The 17,016-nt window shown below is 70.8% G+C and carries 15 protein-coding genes and 1 pseudogene; 12 read left to right on the top strand and 4 right to left on the bottom strand.

What is annotated here, in order from left to right; translation table 11 throughout:
* The first annotated feature begins 689 nt into the window (after window positions 1-689).
* Window positions 690-1,419, top strand: a pseudogene (locus FV242_RS18685) (AAA family ATPase).
* On the opposite strand, the gene FV242_RS18680 reads toward FV242_RS18685, so the two are convergent.
* Window positions 1,410-2,795, bottom strand: coding sequence for a M20/M25/M40 family metallo-hydrolase (locus FV242_RS18680; protein WP_147939951.1), 1,386 nt, complete (start codon window positions 2,793-2,795; stop codon window positions 1,410-1,412). The pseudogene FV242_RS18685 and the gene FV242_RS18680 overlap by 10 nt on opposite strands.
* A 257-nt stretch (window positions 2,796-3,052) precedes the next feature.
* Between FV242_RS18680 and FV242_RS18675 the strand changes: the two genes are divergently transcribed.
* The 7 genes from FV242_RS18675 to FV242_RS34670 all read left to right on the top strand — a co-directional run bounded on the left by FV242_RS18675 (window position 3,053) and on the right by FV242_RS34670 (window position 8,612).
* Window positions 3,053-3,577 carry a (2Fe-2S)-binding protein gene (locus FV242_RS18675; protein ID WP_147910571.1) on the top strand — a complete coding sequence of 175 codons (525 nt, stop codon included), beginning with the start codon at window positions 3,053-3,055 and terminating at the stop codon, window positions 3,575-3,577.
* Entirely contained in the window at window positions 3,574-4,581 is a 1,008-nt protein-coding gene (locus FV242_RS18670; protein ID WP_147939950.1) for a xanthine dehydrogenase family protein subunit M, read from the top strand. Before FV242_RS18675 ends, FV242_RS18670 begins: the two co-directional genes overlap by 4 nt.
* Before the next feature lie 10 nt (window positions 4,582-4,591).
* Complete coding sequence (locus FV242_RS18665) at window positions 4,592-6,844, top strand: xanthine dehydrogenase family protein molybdopterin-binding subunit (RefSeq protein WP_147939949.1); 2,253 nt, start codon at window positions 4,592-4,594, stop codon at window positions 6,842-6,844.
* A gap of 203 nt (window positions 6,845-7,047) precedes the next feature.
* Entirely contained in the window at window positions 7,048-7,377 is a 330-nt protein-coding gene (locus FV242_RS18660; RefSeq protein ID WP_147939948.1) for a DUF1778 domain-containing protein, read from the top strand.
* The gene (locus FV242_RS18655; RefSeq protein WP_147939947.1) at window positions 7,365-7,895 is read left to right on the top strand and encodes a GNAT family N-acetyltransferase; all 531 of its coding nucleotides are present in this window, start codon (window positions 7,365-7,367) and stop codon (window positions 7,893-7,895) included. Before FV242_RS18660 ends, FV242_RS18655 begins: the two co-directional genes overlap by 13 nt.
* A 38-nt stretch (window positions 7,896-7,933) precedes the next feature.
* Window positions 7,934-8,371 carry an EamA family transporter gene (locus FV242_RS18650; RefSeq protein WP_147939946.1) on the top strand — a complete coding sequence of 146 codons (438 nt, stop codon included), beginning with the start codon at window positions 7,934-7,936 and terminating at the stop codon, window positions 8,369-8,371.
* 85 nt (window positions 8,372-8,456) lie between these two features.
* Window positions 8,457-8,612 (top strand): hypothetical protein, encoded by a 156-nt coding sequence (locus FV242_RS34670; RefSeq protein WP_187193465.1) that lies wholly within the window; start codon window positions 8,457-8,459, stop codon window positions 8,610-8,612.
* Window positions 8,613-8,623: 11 nt separating this feature from the next.
* Here FV242_RS34670 and FV242_RS18645 read toward each other — a convergent pair whose 3' ends face one another.
* From FV242_RS18645 to FV242_RS18635, 3 genes are all read right to left on the bottom strand, one after another.
* Window positions 8,624-9,304 carry a glutathione S-transferase family protein gene (locus tag FV242_RS18645; protein ID WP_147939945.1) on the bottom strand — a complete coding sequence of 227 codons (681 nt, stop codon included), beginning with the start codon at window positions 9,302-9,304 and terminating at the stop codon, window positions 8,624-8,626.
* Window positions 9,305-9,471: 167 nt separating this feature from the next.
* On the bottom strand, window positions 9,472-10,977 hold the full coding sequence (locus FV242_RS18640; protein ID WP_147939944.1) for a M48 family metalloprotease: 1,506 nt from the start codon (window positions 10,975-10,977) through the stop codon (window positions 9,472-9,474).
* A 5-nt stretch (window positions 10,978-10,982) separates the two neighbouring features.
* Window positions 10,983-11,834: a pentapeptide repeat-containing protein gene (locus tag FV242_RS18635; RefSeq protein WP_147939943.1), complete on the bottom strand. Its 852-nt coding sequence runs from the start codon at window positions 11,832-11,834 to the stop codon at window positions 10,983-10,985.
* Window positions 11,835-12,416: 582 nt separating this feature from the next.
* Here FV242_RS18635 and FV242_RS18630 point away from each other — a divergent pair.
* The 4 genes from FV242_RS18630 to FV242_RS18615 all read left to right on the top strand — a co-directional run bounded on the left by FV242_RS18630 (window position 12,417) and on the right by FV242_RS18615 (window position 17,014).
* Window positions 12,417-12,827 carry a helix-turn-helix domain-containing protein gene (locus FV242_RS18630; protein WP_147909408.1) on the top strand — a complete coding sequence of 137 codons (411 nt, stop codon included), beginning with the start codon at window positions 12,417-12,419 and terminating at the stop codon, window positions 12,825-12,827.
* Between the two features lie 168 nt (window positions 12,828-12,995).
* Window positions 12,996-14,174: a methionine adenosyltransferase gene (gene metK / locus FV242_RS18625; protein ID WP_147909404.1), complete on the top strand. Its 1,179-nt coding sequence runs from the start codon at window positions 12,996-12,998 to the stop codon at window positions 14,172-14,174.
* Window positions 14,175-14,369: 195 nt separating this feature from the next.
* On the top strand, window positions 14,370-15,104 hold the full coding sequence (locus FV242_RS18620) for a tRNA (guanosine(46)-N(7))-methyltransferase TrmB (RefSeq protein ID WP_147939942.1): 735 nt from the start codon (window positions 14,370-14,372) through the stop codon (window positions 15,102-15,104).
* Between the two features lie 143 nt (window positions 15,105-15,247).
* A complete protein-coding gene (locus tag FV242_RS18615; RefSeq protein ID WP_147939941.1) occupies window positions 15,248-17,014 on the top strand; it encodes a sensor histidine kinase in 1,767 nt (588 codons plus the stop codon).
* Window positions 17,015-17,016 lie beyond the last annotated feature (2 nt).

Below are 17,016 nucleotides of genomic sequence, written 5' to 3'. Positions count from 1 at the left end.
CCTCGCGGCCCGCGGGACCGGGCATACCGGCCCAACGCGCCGCGACGGGCGGGCGATCCCGCCCGGGGCCCGGCCCGGCGGGCATCCGGAGCCGACGGCGCGGCTGGAGCGGGGGCCGTACTGGACTTCGTCCCGCAGACCGGGCGCCGATGATGCCGGAACTATTTCGTGTTCGTCGATCTCTTCGGTATCGGCGCTGTTCTTGCTAGAGACCTTCTGTTTTCAGTCGATTTTAGTGTCTTGCTTGATCATCAATAAAATTATTGACACTTCTACGGCAGTTACGCTATGAACCGCACTGAAGCCGTCATGCGCTGCCCAAGATTCTGCGTACTATATCGTCAGAAACGCGGTGTAGTCGCAGATCAGAGTGAGTCCGTAGGCTGCGTTCAGCCGTAGAAAACTCGGCTCTGCTGCCGAGGGTTCTGGTTTGTTCCGGATGAGCCGCCCGCGGACCTCCGGTGTTCATGATCTCAACGTCATGATAGCTGGATAGCTGGAGTACGGTCGCCGCTGCGGCGGTGCCCTGCCGGGCCGGGCCCGCGCGACGGGGCCTCACGCGCAACACGGGTCGGGACGGCCATCGTCCGGCGCTGCGACGATCGTCGCGGGGACCGGGCCCGAGATCGACAGGCAGGAGACGCATGGATCCCCAAGGAATGGATCCCCAAGGAATGGACCCCCCGGGAATGGATCCGACAGTCATCGATTCCCCAGGCTCCCTACAGGGATCGGAGACCGCACCGCGCCGGAGCGCCCAGCCGCGCATCCTCGCGGTGGCGGTGCAGAAGGGCGGCACCGGCAAGACCACGCTGGCGGCCTCTCTGGCCGTCGCGGCGGCGCAGGCGGGCGAGCGCGTGACCGCCCTCGATCTCGATCCGCAGGGCTCGCTGGCCGGCTGGGGAGCGCTGCGCGACAGCGACGCCGTCGCGGTCGACCGGATCCAGCCCTGGGAGATCGCCCAGCTCCCGGAGATCCTGGACATCCTCGCCCAGCAGGGCACCACCCTCGTGGTCCTCGACACCGCCGGCAGCGCGGCCGGACTGGCGCCGGCCCTGAATGAAGGGCGCGGATTTCGTGCTGATGCCGGTGCGGCCCTCGCGCCTCGACATCGTGGCCGCGCGCCCGACGCTCCAGGCCCTGATGGCGCTCGGCCTGCGCGGCCGGTTCGCCCTGGTGCTGAACCAGTGCCCGCCGCCGCCCTCGCCCCGCACCAGCGCCTATGCCGCGCAGTTGCGGGCGCTGGGCGTGCTGGCCGAGCCCGGCATCATCCACCGGGTCGACCATCAGGACGCCCTGGCGACCGGGCTCGGCGTCACGGAATACGCCCCCGCGAGCCCCGCCGCCGAGGAGATCCGGGCCCTGTGGGCCTGGATCGACGCCAAGATGCAGGCGCCCGGCCCCCGTGCTCAGCCCTGAGCGAGCGCCGCGAGGATCCGCGCCCAGGAGCGCGTGCCCTTGTGGAAGCTCGTCAGGTCGTACTTCTCGTTGGGCGAGTGGATCCGGTCGTCGTCCAGGCCGAAGCCGATCAGCAGCGTGTCGCGATCGAGCAGCCGCTTGAAGTCGCCGACGATCGGGATCGAGCCGCCGGCCCCCACGGTCACGGCCGGCACGCCCCATTCCTCGGCCAGCGCCGCCTTGGCGGCCCCGAGCTGCGGCATGTCGAAGGGCAGGCTGATCGCCCGCGAGCCCTTGTAGGTGATGACCTGGACCGTGCAGTCCGCCGGCACCCGCGCACGCACGAAGGCCTCGAACCGTTCGGCCAGAACCTTCGGATCCTGGTCGTCCACGAGGCGGAACGAGATCTTGGCCGAGGCGGTCGAGGCGATCACGGTCTTGGTGCCCTCGCCGGTATAACCGCCGATGATGCCGTTGGCGTCGCAGGACGGGCGCGACTGCACCAGCTCAATCGGCATCCGCCCGCGCTCCCCGGCCGGCTCCTTCAGGCCGATCGGCCCGAGCAGGGCCTCGGGCGTCAGGCCGAGGCCGCGCCACTGCTCCAGCACCTCGGGCGGCCGCTCGTGCACGCCGTCGTAGAAGCCCGGGATCGTCACCCGCCCATCGGAATCGTGCAGGTCCGCGATGATCTTGGCGAGCACGTGGATCGGGTTGCGCGCGGCCCCGCCGAAGAAGCCCGAATGCAGGTCGCGGTCGGCGCAGGTGACCTTCACCTCGAAATACGCGAGCCCGCGGAGCGACGAGGTGATCGCCGGCGTGGACCGGTCCCACATGCCGGTGTCGCAGACCAGCACCACGTCGCAGCCGAGCTTCTCGCGATTCTGAGCGACCCATTCGGGAAGCCCTTGCGAGCCGCTTTCTTCCGCCCCCTCGATCAGGATCGTGACGCCGCAGGGCAGCTCGCCGCTCATGGCGATGTAGGCCCGGCACGCCTCCACGAAGGTCATGACCTGACCCTTGTCGTCGGAGGCGCCGCGCCCGACGATCTTCTTACCGCCCTGGCCGTCGTTCGCGATGTGCGGCTCGAAGGGCGGCGTCTTCCACAGGTCGAGCGGATCGACCGGCTGCACGTCGTAATGGCCGTAGAACAGCACGTGCGGCGCACCGGGCTTCGGCTTGGTCGCGAGCACCACCGGGTGCAGCGAGGTGTCCTCCACGGAGGTCTCGAAGCCGAGCGCCGTGAGGTCCTGGGCGAGCCACGCGGCGGCGGCGCGGCAATCGCCGGCATAGGCGGGGTCGGTCGAGATCGACGGGATGCGCAGGAAGGCGAACAGCCGCTCGAGGGCGTTCTCCAGGTCCGTGTCGATGTCGTTGAGGATCGCGTCGAGCGCGGCCATCGGGGGCTCCGGGGTGCGGCGGGGACTCTGCCCGTCGAGGGTTACCCGAGGCGAGGCGGGCGCCGCAACGCCTGGATCGCCCGAGACTGAGACCGTTCGTCGGCGGAACGGGAGCAGATTGGAATGGTTATCGACAGGACCGGCGACTCGGCATTCTGGCGGCATCCTGGCAGCACTTGCCCGCCGCCGCCCGTTGCCGCCCTGACCGATCCGTTTCCCGCCCGGCCCCGCGGCCGGCCCAGATCGTGGACGACAGCATGCTTCTCGAACACAGTCCGCCGGTGCGGGCCGATACCGGCCTCGACATCACCCTGACGATCAACGGGCAGCGCCGGGAACTCCAGGTCGCGCCCTGGACCACCCTTCTCGATCTGCTGCGCGAGAAACTCGACCTCACCGGCACCAAGAAGGGCTGCGACCATGGCCAGTGCGGCGCCTGCACGGTGCTGGTCAACGGCACCCGGGTGAATGCCTGCCTGACGCTGGCGGTGATGAAGGACGGCGCCGAGATCACCACGGTCGAGGGTCTCGCCGGGCTCGGCGACCGCGGCGGCAGCAACGCGCTGCACCCGATCCAGGAGGCGTTCATCGAGCACGACGCCTTCCAGTGCGGCTACTGCACCCCCGGCCAGCTTTGCTCCTCGGTCGGGATGATGAACGAGGGCCATGCGACGTCGCGTGAGGAAATCCGCGAGGCGATGAGCGGCAATCTCTGCCGCTGCGGCGCCTACACCAACATCGTCGACGCCATCGAGGACGTGATGCAGGGAGCCGGCCGATGAACCGCTTCGATTATGTCCGCGCCGGCACGGTGGCGGAGGCGGTCCAGGCCTACGGGGCGGGCGCGCGGTTCATCGCGGGCGGCACCAACCTGATCGACCTGATGAAGTACGACGTCGAGAAGCCGGGCCGGCTGATCGACATCACCCGGCTGCCGCTGGACGCCATCGAGGCCCACGAAAACGGCCTGCGGCTCGGCGCGCTCGCCACCAACGCCAAGGTGGCCTACGACGAGCGGGTCACGGCGCAGTATCCGCTGCTGCGCAACGCCATCCTGGCCGGCGCCTCGGCGCAGCTGCGCAACGCCGCCTCCACGGGCGGCAACCTGCTGCAGCGGACCCGCTGCTACTATTTTTACGACACGGCCACGCCCTGCAACAAGCGCGAGCCCGGCTCCGGCTGCCCGGCGATCGGCGGCGTCAACCGCATCCACGCGATCTTCGGGGCCAGCGAATCCTGCATCGCCACCCACCCGTCCGACATGTGCGTCGCCCTCGCGGCGCTCGAGGCGACGGTCCGGGTCAGCGGGCCGCAGGGCGAGCGTACGATCCCGTTCGCGGACTTCCACCGGCTGCCCGGCGATAGCCCGGAGATCGACACCAACCTCACCCCCGGCGAGATCGTCGTCTCGGTCGACCTGCCCGCCAGCAAGTTCCCGCAGCACTACACCTACCTGAAGCTGCGCGACCGGCTGTCCTACGCCTTCGCGCTGGTCTCCGTGGCGGCGGGCGTCGAACTCGACGGCGACACGGTCAAGACCGCCCGGCTGGCGCTCGGCGGCGTCGCCCACAAGCCTTGGCGCAACCGCGAGGCCGAGGCCCTGCTCGAGGGCAAACCCGCCACCCGCGAGAGCTTCCAGCAGGCGGCCGACCTCATCGTCTCCGAGGCCAAGCCGCAATCGGCCAACGGCTTCAAGATCGAACTCGCCCGGCGGGCCATCGTGCGCGGCCTCGAACAGGCCGCTGCCGGCACGCCCCAGTCGCTCAGCGACAAGCGCATCCAGTAGGCACCCGCAGATGACCCAGACCTTCAGCTCCACCGGCCGCGACACCTTCGTCGGCAGCCCGCGCAGCCGCATCGACGGACCCGCCAAGGTCACCGGCCTCGCCAAATACGCCGGCGAGTTCGCCGCCCCGGACCTCGCCTACGGCACGGTCGTGTCGAGCGCCATCGCCAAGGGCCGGATCGTGGCGATCGACTCCGCCGAGGCCGAGGCGGTGCCGGGCGTCCTCAAGGTGATCACCCACGAGAACCGGCCGCGCACCGCCTGGCGCGACAAGAACTTCCAGGATGCGGTGGCGCCCCCCGGCTCGCCGTTCCGCGCCCTCTACGACGACCTGATCGTGTTCAGCGGGCAGCCGGTCGCCCTGGTGGTGGCCGAGGATTTCGAGACCGCCCGCTACGCGGCCTCGCTGATCCAGGTCCGCTACGAGGCCCAGGAGCCCGTCACCGACATCACGGCCGCGCGCGGCGACGCCTACGAGCCGCCCTACAAGCGCGAGGGCATCAAGCCGCCGCCGGAGCCGTGGGGCGATGCCGACCAGGCGTTCGGCCGCGCGCCGATCCGCGTGCAGGGCGGCTACACGCTCGCCAACGAGCACCACAACCCGATGGAGCCGCACGCCACCACGGTGGTGGTCGAGGAGGACGGGACCTACACGGTCTACGACAAGATCCAGGGCGTCTCGAACAGCCACCAGTATCTCGCCAACGTGTTCGGCCTGAAGCCCGATCAGGTCCGGGTGCTCAACCCCTATCTTGGCGGCGGCTTCGGCTCGGGCCTGCGCCCGCAATACCAGGCCTTCCTGGCGATGCTGGCCGCCCAGGAGTTGAAGCGCTCTGTCCGGGTGACCCTGACCCGCGACCAGATGTGGTCCTTCACCTACCGGAGCGAGGCGCTGCAGACCGTCTCCCTCGGCGCCGAGCGCGACGGCACCCTGACGGCGCTCCGGCACGATGCCGTGCAGGGCACGTCGCACTTCGAGGATTACCAGGAGGTCGTCGTCAACTGGTCGGGCGTGCTCTACCGCTGCGATAACGTCGCCCTGACCTATCGGATCGCGAAGCTCGACACTGCCACCCCGGGTGACATGCGCGCGCCCGGCGCCGTCACGGGCGTCTTCGCCATCGAGACCGCCATGGACGAGCTCGCCTACGCGACCGGGATGGACCCGATCGCGTTGCGGTTGAAGAACTACGCGGTCTCGGACGCCACCGCCGAGGGCAAGCCGTTCGGCTCGAAGGAGCTGAAGGCCTGCTTCACGCAAGGCGCCGAGCGCTTCGGCTGGTCCAGGCGCAGCCCGGAGCCGCGCTCCATGCGCGAGGGCCGCGAACTCGTCGGCTGGGGCGTCGCCACGGGCGTCTGGGAATCGATGATGATGCAGTCGAACGCCATCGCGACCCTGACCGCCGACGGCCGGCTGACGGTGGGCAACTCCACCGGCGACATCGGCACCGGCACCTACACGATCCTGACCCAGATCGCCGCCGACACCCTGGGCCTGCCCATGGAATCGGTCACCACCAAGCTCGGCGACACGCGCCTGCCCGAGGCGCCGCTCGCTGGCGGCTCCTGGACGGCGGCCTCCTCCGGCACCGCCGTGATGAAGGCCTGCCGCAACGTCGGCGAGCAGGTGTTCAAGCTGGCCCGCGGGCTGGAGAACTCGCCGCTCGCCAATGTCGACTTCGACCGCGCCGTGTTCTCGGACGGCCGCATCTCGGTGGCGGGCGATCCCGGCCGCAGCGTCTCGATGGTCGACGTGATGCGGGCCGCCGGCATCGACAAGGTCGAGGCGGTCGAGGAGGCGGGCCCCGACAAGGACTTCAACGACACCTACCAGGCCTACACCCACTCGGCGATCTTCGTGGAGGTCAAGGTCGACGAGGAGCTGGGCCAGATCCGGCTCACCCGGGTGGTGTCGGCGATTGCGGCCGGCAAGATCCTCAACCCCAAGACCGCGCGCAGCCAGATCCTGGGCGGCGTGGTGATGGGGATCGGCTCGGCCCTCGAGGAGGAGTCGATGCTCGACCACCGCCTCGGCCGGTTCATGAACCACAATCTCGGCGAGTATCACGTGCCGGTCCACGCCGACATCCAGGATATCGACGTGATCTTCGTGGACGAGGAGGACAAGGCTAACCCGCTCGGCGTGAAGGGGCTGGGGGAGATCGGCATCGTCGGCACCGCGGCGGCGATCACCAACGCGGTGTTCCACGCCACCGGCAAGCGCGTGCGCGACCTGCCGATCACGATCGACAAGCTGCTGTGACTGGGGACAGCCGATGTTTCCCGTGAAACATCGGCTGCTTTTTTAACCAGGAGGCCGGCCGCATACGCTGCGCGGCCGGCCTTTTCTATGCCTGCAGCTTTGCGGTACCTCTTGGCATTCCGAGCGTCACCGAGGCGACCGTCCGCGGTGCCCGACGTTTACGTCGTATTGACAACGTAGGTGCGCGCTCGCACCTTTCGCGTATGTCGAAAGTCCGCGCGACCATCGCCGAAACCTCCGATGCTCTGCCAATGGCTGCGGCTTCGCGTGAGACCAAGGGCAGCATCAATCTGCGGATCGAGGCCGGGACCCGCCAACTCATCGATGATGCGGCGGCGATCCTGGGCAAGACGCGCACGGAGTTCATGGTCGAGAGCGCCCGGCGACAGGCAGTCGACGTCCTGCTGGACCGGCGGCTGTACGCGCTCGAACCCGCGGGCCACGACGCCTTCTTGCACGCGCTCGACCAGCCACCGCCCCCGGGTCCGAAGCTGACGGCGCTGATGCGGCGCGTTCCGGTCTGGCGGAGGTGACGGGCACGCCGAAGGGTGCCGAGCCGATCTTGTCGCCGCCCGAGCCTCTGGCGACAGGGCACGACGTGTCGGGCTTCGATTGCGGCGAGCCCGCGTTGAACGACTGGCTGCGCCATCGGGCCTTGAAGAACGAGAGTCGGTTCTCCCGCACCTACGTCGTCTGTCGGGGCAAACAGGTCGTGGCCTATGTCGGCATCGCTGCGGGCTCCGTGGAACGCGTGGCCGCTCCGGGCAGGCTTCGCCGAAACGCGCCGGATGTGGTTCCGGTCTCGGTGATCGGCCGGCTTGCCGTCAGCCGTGATCATGCCGGTCGGGAGCTCGGCACCGATCTGCTGGCCGACGCGCTGCGGCGGATCGCGCTGGCCTCGCGCAGCATCGGGATCGGCGCCCTGATGGTTCACGCCAAGGACGAGGCGGCCAAGCGCTTCTATCTGCGCTGCGCGGAGTTCGTCGCCTATCCCGAGGACAGCCGCACCCTGTTCCTACCGATCGAGACCGTGGTCGCGTCCTTCGGATAGCCCGAGGATCTCTAGGCCCGACTGCGCGCGAGGACCCCATGAACCATCTTCTGCAATCCTGGCGCTTCTGGGCCCTTGCCGCCGCCGGATTCGCGGCGCTGACCGCGATCCTCGCCAAGGTCGGGGTCGCGGGCGTGCAGTCGGATGTCGCGACCTTCGTGCGCACCTTGGTGATCGTCGCCTTCGCGGGCGCGATCGTGGTCGGCTCCGGCCAGACCGGGGGGCTCGTGCAGATCTCCGGCCGCAGCCTGGTCTTCCTGGTCCTATCGGGGCTCGCCACCGGGGCGTCGTGGCTGTGCTACTTTCGGGCGCTGTCGCTGGGCGATGCCGCCCGGGTCGCGCCGCTGGACAAGCTCAGCGTTGTGCTGGTCGCGATCCTGGGCGCCAGCCTGCTGGGCGAGACCCTGAGCCTCGCGGCCTGGGCCGGGGTCGGGCTGATCGCCGCCGGGGCTGCCCTGGTCGCCTCGGGCTGGTGATCGTCACGCGGTCGATGAGCGCCAGCGCACCGATCCGTTTACCCGTCGGGCGCATCCTGCCGGTCTCTTGCGAAGGAGACCTCCCATGGAATCGGTCTATCGCGGCTTCGAGACCTCGCTGCTCGGTCTCGCCCTCTGTCTCGGCCTCGCCGCCTGCCTGACGCTCGGCACCACGCCGATGCCGGGCGACGGCTTCGCCGTCACCCTGCCGATGGTCTCCGTGACCCTCGCGGGCCCCTGATCCGGGCGCTGTTACGCGGCACTCCGGGTCGCGCGGAACATGAAGCCGCGCGCCGTGTCGTCCATCTCGGCCTTGAAGGTGTGCCTGTCCTTCAGCCCCTGTGCGGCCACGGCGGCCGGGCGGGCGCTGATCGCGTCGAGGTGCCGCTTGACGTGGGGCAGGCCCGCGAAGGCGTCGTCGCCCAGCACGAACGGCACCATGCGGGCCCAGCCCCACACCGCCATGTCGACGATCGTGTAGGTTTCGCCCAGCACGTAGGTGCGGTCCGCGAGGCGCTGGTTCAGGATCTCCCAGTGGCGGCGCGCCTCGAAGGCGTAGCGCTCGGTGGCGTAGGCGCCGCCATCGGGGGCGAAGTGGCGGAAGTGGACGCACTGGCCGGAGAACGGCCCGATGCCGGTGGCCACGAACATCAGCCAGGACAGCATCTCGCCCCCATCCGGCTCGCCCTCGGGCAGGAACCGCCCGGTCTTGCCCGAGAGATAGAGCAGGATCGCGTTCGAATCGAACACCGTCACGTCGCCGTCGACGATGGTCGGCACCTTGCCGTTCGGGTTGAGCGCCGCGTAGGCGGGTTCGAACTGCTCGCCCTTGCGCGTATCCACCGGCACCGGCTCGTAGGGCAGGCCCAGCTCCTCCAGGCAGAGGGCGACCTTCATCGGGTTGGGGCTGAGATTGTAGAAGAATCGAATCACGGCGCTCTCCCTGACGCAGCGTCCCGAACGGCCGTCGGCGGCCCTCGGAACACGGCGATGCCAACCAAAACCGCCGCTCGCCCCTTCGGGATACCCGATCCGGCGCGACGGACGCGCGACGGTCGTCCGGGAGCGGGGCCGGCGCAAGCTGCGGCGATGCGGGGCGGCTATTCCGCCACGATCTTGTAGCTCCGGCCGGGCACCAGGGCGGCGCCGCGCTCCAGGCCGTTGAGGACCAGGAACCGGTCGAGCGGCCGGTCCGGCACCGCCATGCGGCGGGCGAGCTCCTCCGCGCTGGTCGAGCCGGCCTGGACCACCTGCAGCCGCAGGGGACGCAGCACCGCCTCCTCGGGGGGGACCGCCGCGAGGCTGGCGATCCAGGGCCGGAAGGCGGGATCCGGGTCGGTGGCGCCCTTGGCGGCCATGATCATCCGGACGGTGGTGTCGCCGATCCGGATCGCCGCCAGCCGGAAGGTCCAGTCCTTGCCCCGCGACAGCGCCAGGGCCGCCGGGTGGCCGCCGACCTCGCGGGTCTCGAACCCGGCCGGGTCGAGCGCGTCGTTCCAGCTGCCCTTCAGGGCCGCGTCGAGGGCCTGGCCGTCCTTCGCCTCGATCTGGTCGAACAGCAGGCGCCGGTTGCCGTCCGGCGTCGTGCCGAGCACCGCCGAGCGGGTGTTCTCCAGGACGAACCCCGCCGGCACGTCGAATGCGATGCCGAGCCCCGGATGGACGAAGCGGTGGCCGCGCACCGCGCCATCGCGCGGGTTGTCGCCGTACGGAAGCCCGTCCAGGGCGGCGAGGTAGGCTGCGCGGTCGTCGGCCCCGATCCCCGGGGCCCCGATCCGGCGCGCCGCCCGGGTGACCTGGGCGATGCGCTCGGCGGTGCCCGGGTGGGTCGCCAGCATGTCGGGTTCGCCCCCGGGGCCGGCGCCGGCCTTCAGGGCGGTGGAGCGGTTGAGCGCGGTGAGGAAGCGGCCGGCCGCGAACGGATCGTAGCCGGCCTTGGCCAGCGTGCGCACCCCGGTGGCGTCCGCCTCCAGTTCCTGCTCGCGGGAGAAGCGGGCGAGCGCGAAGCGGGACTGGTGCTGCAGCTGCGCGCCGGTATCGGGATCGTTCAGGACGTCGGCCACCACCCGGCTGACCAGCGCCGAGCGCAGCTCCAACTCGCTCCGGGCGGTCGCGTGGTTGAGGGTCACGTGCGCCATCTCGTGGGCCAGCACGGCCGCCGCCTCGGAGGTGTCGCTCGCCAGCGCCACCAGCCCGCGGGTGACGTAGAGCCGCCCGTTCGGCAGCGCGAAGGCGTTGACCACGGGCGAATCGAGCAGCGTCACCGCGTAGGTCTGGTCCGGCCGCTCGCTCGCCTTCACGAGACGGTCCGTGACCTCGGTGAGCATCCGCATCACGTTGGGTGCGCGCACCTCGCCTCCGAACGAGGCCACGAGCTTGAGGTGATCCGCGTCGGCGGCGCGCTCGCGCCCGGTGGTGCGCGGGGCCTCGGCGGGCACCCGGACTACGGCCGGCACCACCGGGCCGGCGGCCTGGTCGGCCACGCAGGCGCCGAGGGCGGCCAGCACCGCCACCCCGGCGCACGCCGTCGCCAAGCCGGCACAGGCCGTCACAACGCCGCGCAGGCGCTGCCCCGCCACCCGAAATCGCTCCGTGATCCCGCCCATCGCGATCAGCGCCGCAGCTCCCGTTCCCCCACCGGCTCGGCCTCGCGCCGGTCCGGTTCGCCCAGAACCTCGATGGCGTCGGCGGTAGCCTCCAGGGTCGGGCCGCGCCAGACCTCCAGGATGCCGCGGACCCGCACGCGCCGGCCTTCGAGCGATGCCGCACTCAAACCACGGGCACGCATCATTCGCCAAGTGCGTTTCGGTACCATGACCGTGAGGCCGTCCGCGCCGCGGGCCACGAAGTCGAGATAGGTGCGGGCGCTGCGCTCGCCGACATGGCCGATCTGGCCCTCCACCACGGCGAAGCGCCCGGCCAGCGCCCGGAGCGCCGGGCCGTCCGCGGCTTGCAGGACCGGGTCGCGCCACAAGCCGCGCTTGCTGTCCCGGGCCCCGGCCTCCACCGCGCGCAGGGCCGGGCGGCACAGGCCGTCGCGCTCGTTCGCGTCCGCGACGGCGAGCCCGGCACCGATCAGGCCGCCCGCGAGATCGATGTCGCCATCCGCGACTTGGCCATCCGCGACCTGGATGTCGGCCCGCTCCCGGCCCCAGCGGTCGGGCGGCCCGCGCGGGACCACGATCAGGCGCAGCCCCCGCCGGGCGTCCAGCCAGGCGCGCGCCGCCTCCGCGGCGTCCGGGGCGTCCGGCCAGCGCAGGGAATCGAGCACCGCCCGGGCACCGGAGCCGAGGCGGATCTCGCCCCGCAACCCGATCCCGTCGAGGGTCTCGGAGCGGGCCGGTCCCTGGCGGCAGTCTCCGGATTCCGAGCCCGCGGCTCCGGCCGGCCCGGCAAGGCCGCAGGCCGCCAGCACCAGCGCCGCCGCGCGGCACAGCCGCCACCCTGCCGTCGTCCGGATCATCGACCGCCTCCCGGATCGACCATGCTCCCGGATCGATCATGCCCCGGAACGCCGGCGCACGCACCGCGCGGTTGGCCTGTCCGGACGTTGATGCTATGGAAATCGCGGTCGTCTCCGTAGCTCAGCTGGACAGAGCACAGGTTTCCTAAACGGTCACAATTGGGCGTCGCGCCGGGAAACCACGCGACGGATCCGCTCAAAGTCGGGGAAAGCTTCCGGCGCCGGGACACCGGCGTCCTGCCGATCCCGAGCCAAGCCCGCCCGGCGCGAACGCGTCGGCGGGAAGGTGTAGAGACTAGACGGGCGGCACCTAACGGCCGGGCGCGAGCGCCGGCCCACGGTGAAGGGATAGTCCAGGCCACGAACGCGGCTCTCCGGGGGCGCGGCGGCGAAAGCCGAAGTGGTATGAAACCTGGGGTCGCAGGTTCGAGCCCTGCCGGGGACACCAGAATCCAGGTCGCGGACGTGTGTCCGGCGCTGCGCGGAAACGTTTACCGCGATGATGGCCCGCCGGTGACACGGACTCGCGATGCGGTTAAGCTTCGCCGCCCGAAATTCGCGGCAGGGGTAGGCAAGTTCTACATGGCGGGTCAGAAAACCGATCAGCGCGACGTGTATGTCGGTCAACGCATCGCCGAGCAGCGCCGGAAGGCGTCGCTGACGCAGCGCCGCGTCGCGCAGAGTTTCGGGATGTCGGCAGCACAGTTGCAGAAGTACGAGAAGGGCACCAACCGGATCAGCGCCGTCCATCTCGATATCTTCTCCCGGATGACCGGGGTGCCGATGGATTACTTCTTCAAGGGCATGCCGCGGAACGACGACTTCACGGCGCCGGGCTTCGCGGAGCCGGAGCAGGCCCCCTTGAGCGAGGGCGGCGGCCTGCAGGGCCTGGCCGAGATCGTCGGGCGTCACATCACCGAGCATTTCACCGAGGAAGCCCGCCGGGACGTCGCCGCCGCGATCCGCGCGCTGGACAATAAGCTCAACGGCTGATTGCTGAGGCGCGCCGCGGACGGGCGTTTTTTCACCCGTTTCGTGCGTTATAGCGGATCTGTTCGGCGATCCGCCTTGACCGTCCTCCGACCGGGTGCGAGAACCCCGACCCCATAAGGGTCGAACGCCGCGATCGCGACGGCGTACCCGTGATCGGGATCCGTCCAGATGCCGCGTTCCAACTACCTGTTCACCAGTGAGTCGGTCTCCGAGGGCCATCCCGACAAGGTCAGCGACCGCATCTCCGATACGGTGGTGGACGCCTACATCGCGGCGATGCCGGAGGCCCGGCTCGGGGTCGAGACCATGACCACCACGAACCGCGTCGTCATCGCGGGCGAGGTGCGCGGCCCGGATTCGGTGACCTTCGAGAACCTCGAGGAGCTGACCCGCCAGGCCGTGAAGGACATCGGCTACGAGCAGGACGGCTTCCACTGGAAGCACAACGAGGTCGCGATCTACCTCCACGCCCAGTCCGCCGACATCGCCCAGGGCGTCGACGCGGCCGGCAACAAGGACGAGGGCGCGGGCGACCAGGGCATCATGTTCGGCTACGCCGCCGACGAGACCCCGGAGCTGATGCCGGCGCCGCTGTTCTACGCCCACAAGATCCTCAAGGACCTCGCCGACGCCCGCAAGAAGGGCGAGGGCGATGCCGCCAAGCTCGGGCCCGACGCCAAGAGCCAGGTCACGGTCCGCTACGAGAACGGCCGCCCGGTCGAGGCGACTCAGATCGTGCTCTCCACCCAGCATCTCGACGAGTCCCTGGACTCGGCCGACGTGCGCGCCATCGTCGAGCCCTACATCCGGGCGGCCCTGCCGCAGGGCTGGGTCAACGAGGGCACCGTCTGGCACGTCAACCCGACCGGCAAGTTCGTGATTGGCGGCCCGGACGGCGATTGCGGCCTCACCGGCCGCAAGATCATCGTCGACACCTACGGCGGCGCGGCTCCGCACGGCGGCGGCGCCTTCTCGGGCAAGGATCCGACCAAGGTCGACCGCTCGGCGGCCTACGCGGCCCGCTACCTCGCCAAGAACGTGGTCGCGGCCGGGCTGGCGCGGCGCGCCACGATCCAGCTCGCCTACGCGATCGGCGTCTCCAAGCCGCTGTCGATCTACGTCGACCTGCACGGCACCGGCCAGGTCGACGAGGCCAAGCTCGAATCCGTCCTGATGGACGCCATGGACCTGTCGCCCCGCGGCATCCGCACGGCGCTCGGCCTGAACAAGCCGATCTACGCCCGCACCGCGGCCTACGGCCATTTCGGCCGCGCCCCCGAGGCCGATGGCGGCTTCTCCTGGGAGCGCACCGACCTCGCTCAGAAGCTGAAGTCGGCGCTGTCGTAAGGCAGCCCGCGCTCCAGCGCCGAACCACCCGCCAGCGCGTCGTCCTCCATCCGGGACGGCGCGCTGGCGCTTTCGTGAGTCCCGGTTTCGAAAGGTCTTGGACCTTTCGCGGGTCCAGGGCAGAGCCCTGCTTCGGGGTCGTGAGCCCCTGGAACCCCGTCCCCGCCCGGTGCGCGGACGACGCGTTGGTAATCGATGTCTGACCTCAACGGACGGCCCGGCCATGAGGCCGACGAGCCGGAGCGCGCCTTCTTCGGGCGGCGCAAGGGCAAGCGCCTGCGCGGCCTGCAGGAGCGGCGCCTCGCCGAGCTTCTGCCGGCGCTCCGCGTCGATCTCCCGGCGGACGACGGCCCGCTCGATCCGCGCACGCTGTTCCCGACCCTCGGCGGCGCGCCGGAGGCGGTCTGGCTCGAGATCGGCTTCGGCGGCGGCGAGCACCTCGCCGCCCAGGCCGAGGCGCATCCCGGGATCGGGATCATCGGCGCGGAGCCGTTCGTCAACGGCGTGGTCAAGCTGCTGGCCGCGATCGAGGCGCGGTCCTTGCGCAACGTGCGCATCCGCGACGAGGACGTCACCGCCCTGCTGGCGGGCCTGCCGGACGCCTGCCTGGACCGGGTCTACCTGCTCTATCCCGATCCCTGGCCGAAGCGCCGCCAGCGCAAGCGCCGCTTCGTCTCGGACGCCTCCCTGGCGGAGATCGGCCGCGTCCTGAAGGATGGCGGCCTGTTCCGCTTCGCCAGCGACATCGACGACTACGCCGGCTGGACCCTGGTCCGGGCCGCCCGCTGCCCGGTCCTGACCTGGACGGCATCGGACGCGCGCGACTGGACCCGGCCGTTCCCGGGCTGGCCCGGGACCCGCTACGAGGCGAAGGCGCTGGCGGCGGGGCGGCGCCCGACCTATCTGGAGTTCTCCCGCGGGCCGCGCTGAGCGGACGGGTCGCCGCAGCTGAAGCGGGACGCCTTGCCACGGCCACGCTCGGACGCCATCCTGCGGCGCCTTCGCGGTCGGGACCGCGGCAGGGGGGCATCTCGTGCGGGAGCGCGCCGCGGCGCGTTCGAGGGTTTTTCCGAGTGGGCGAGAGCGTGGGGCAGGACCCGGCGACGGACGACCCGTATCGCGCGGGCTTCGACGATGCCGCGATCGGCCTCGTCGTGCTCTCAGTGGACGCGGCGGCGATCGACGCGGCCAACCGGGTTCTGCATGACCTGCTCGGCTGGCCGCCGGGCAGCCTGGCCGGCAGCGCCACCGCGGATCTGCTCGCGGAGGACGGGCCCGAGGGTCTGGATGACGGCATCCAGGGCTGGCGCCGGGCGGACGGGACCGCGATCGACGTGCGGGTGCGGCGCTCCGGCCGGACCCTCGTGGTCGAGGCCGCGGACGCGGACGCGGCCGCGCATTCCGAGGCGAACCGCGAGGCGCTGGCGACCGCCGGCCTCGGCGAATGGCGCTGGGACCGGGCGACAGGCCTGCTGACCCTGTCGCGCCGGGCCGCCCGGATCCTGGGGCGCCAGCCGGGGCGGTCCGTGCCGTGGGACGAACTCAAGAGTGGCCTGTCCGATCCGGAGCTGGCGCGCCTGCGCGCCACCGTCTCGGAGGCGTGCCGGGCCGGTGAATCCTACCATTTCGATACGCCGGTGACCGTGGCCGGGCGCACCGTGATCCTGCGGGTGCGGGGGCAGGCCGTGCCGGGACGCGACGGCGCGGCCCCTCACGGATCTGGCGCGGGTCCCGATCGCGACGCGCTCGAGACCTGGTCCGGCATGGTCGGCGTCGTCCAGGACATCACCACCCGGGTCGAGGCCCGGGACGAGATCCTGTCGCGCGACCAGCGCCTGCGGGTGGCGACCACGATCGCCAAGCTCGGCATCTTCGAGTGGCACATGCTCGAGGACCAGGCGATCTGGGAGAACGAGCACATGTACGAGATCTTCGGGCACGCGCCCGAGGATGGGACCATCGGCAAGAACGAGTTCCTGAGCGACATCCTCCACCCGGACGACCGGGCTCGGGTCCGGCACGCGATCTCGAAGGCGCTGCGCAAGGACGGGATCCTGCAGATCGGCGGCCGGATCCGGCGGAAATCCGACGGGGCGTGGCGCACCATCGACATGGCCGGCCGGTTCGAGCGGGACGCCCCCGAGCGCCTGCCGCGGCGCCTGATCGGCGTGGTCGCCGACGTGACCGACCGGCGGATCGCCGAGGAACGCCAGAGCCTGCTGATCCGCGAGTTGCACCACCGGGTGAAGAACACGCTCGCCACCGTGCAGGCCATCGTGGGCTCCACGGCGCGCACGGCCTCGAGCATCGAGAGCTTCTACGAGGCCTTCGTCGGGCGGATCAAATCGCTCGCCCACACCCATGCGGTGCTCACCGAGGATACCTGGCAGACCGCCTCGCTCACGAACCTGCTGCTCAGCGAGCTGAAGCCCTACGCGGAGGTGACGCCCGACGGCGGGGCCGAGGGGCGGATCAGCCTCGAAGGCCCGGCGATCGACCTGCCCTCCGAGATCGCGGTGCCGATCGGCATGGCGATCCACGAGCTCACCACCAACGCGGCCAAGTACGGGGCGCTCTCGAACCGCACCGGGCGGGTCGCGGTGACCTGGACCCTGGAGCCCGGGGGGCCGGCCGGGATCCTGCTGTTCCACTGGCGGGAGACCGGCGGGCCGCCGGTCCAGCCACCGAGCCGCCAGGGTTTCGGTTCGCGCCTGCTGCAGCGGGTGCTGATCACCCAGGTCCAGGCCGAGGTCGAGACCGACTACGACCCGGAGGGCTTCAGCCTGACCATGCGGGCCCCGATCCCACCGCGCAACGACAGCCTCAACCCGCTGGCCTGACG

It is taken from the genome of Methylobacterium sp. WL64 (genome assembly GCF_008039945.1).
GTDB lineage: Bacteria > Pseudomonadota > Alphaproteobacteria > Rhizobiales > Beijerinckiaceae > Methylobacterium.
Note: the sequence above shows the minus strand (reverse complement) of the source record. Positions and strands in the feature narration are given on the sequence as shown.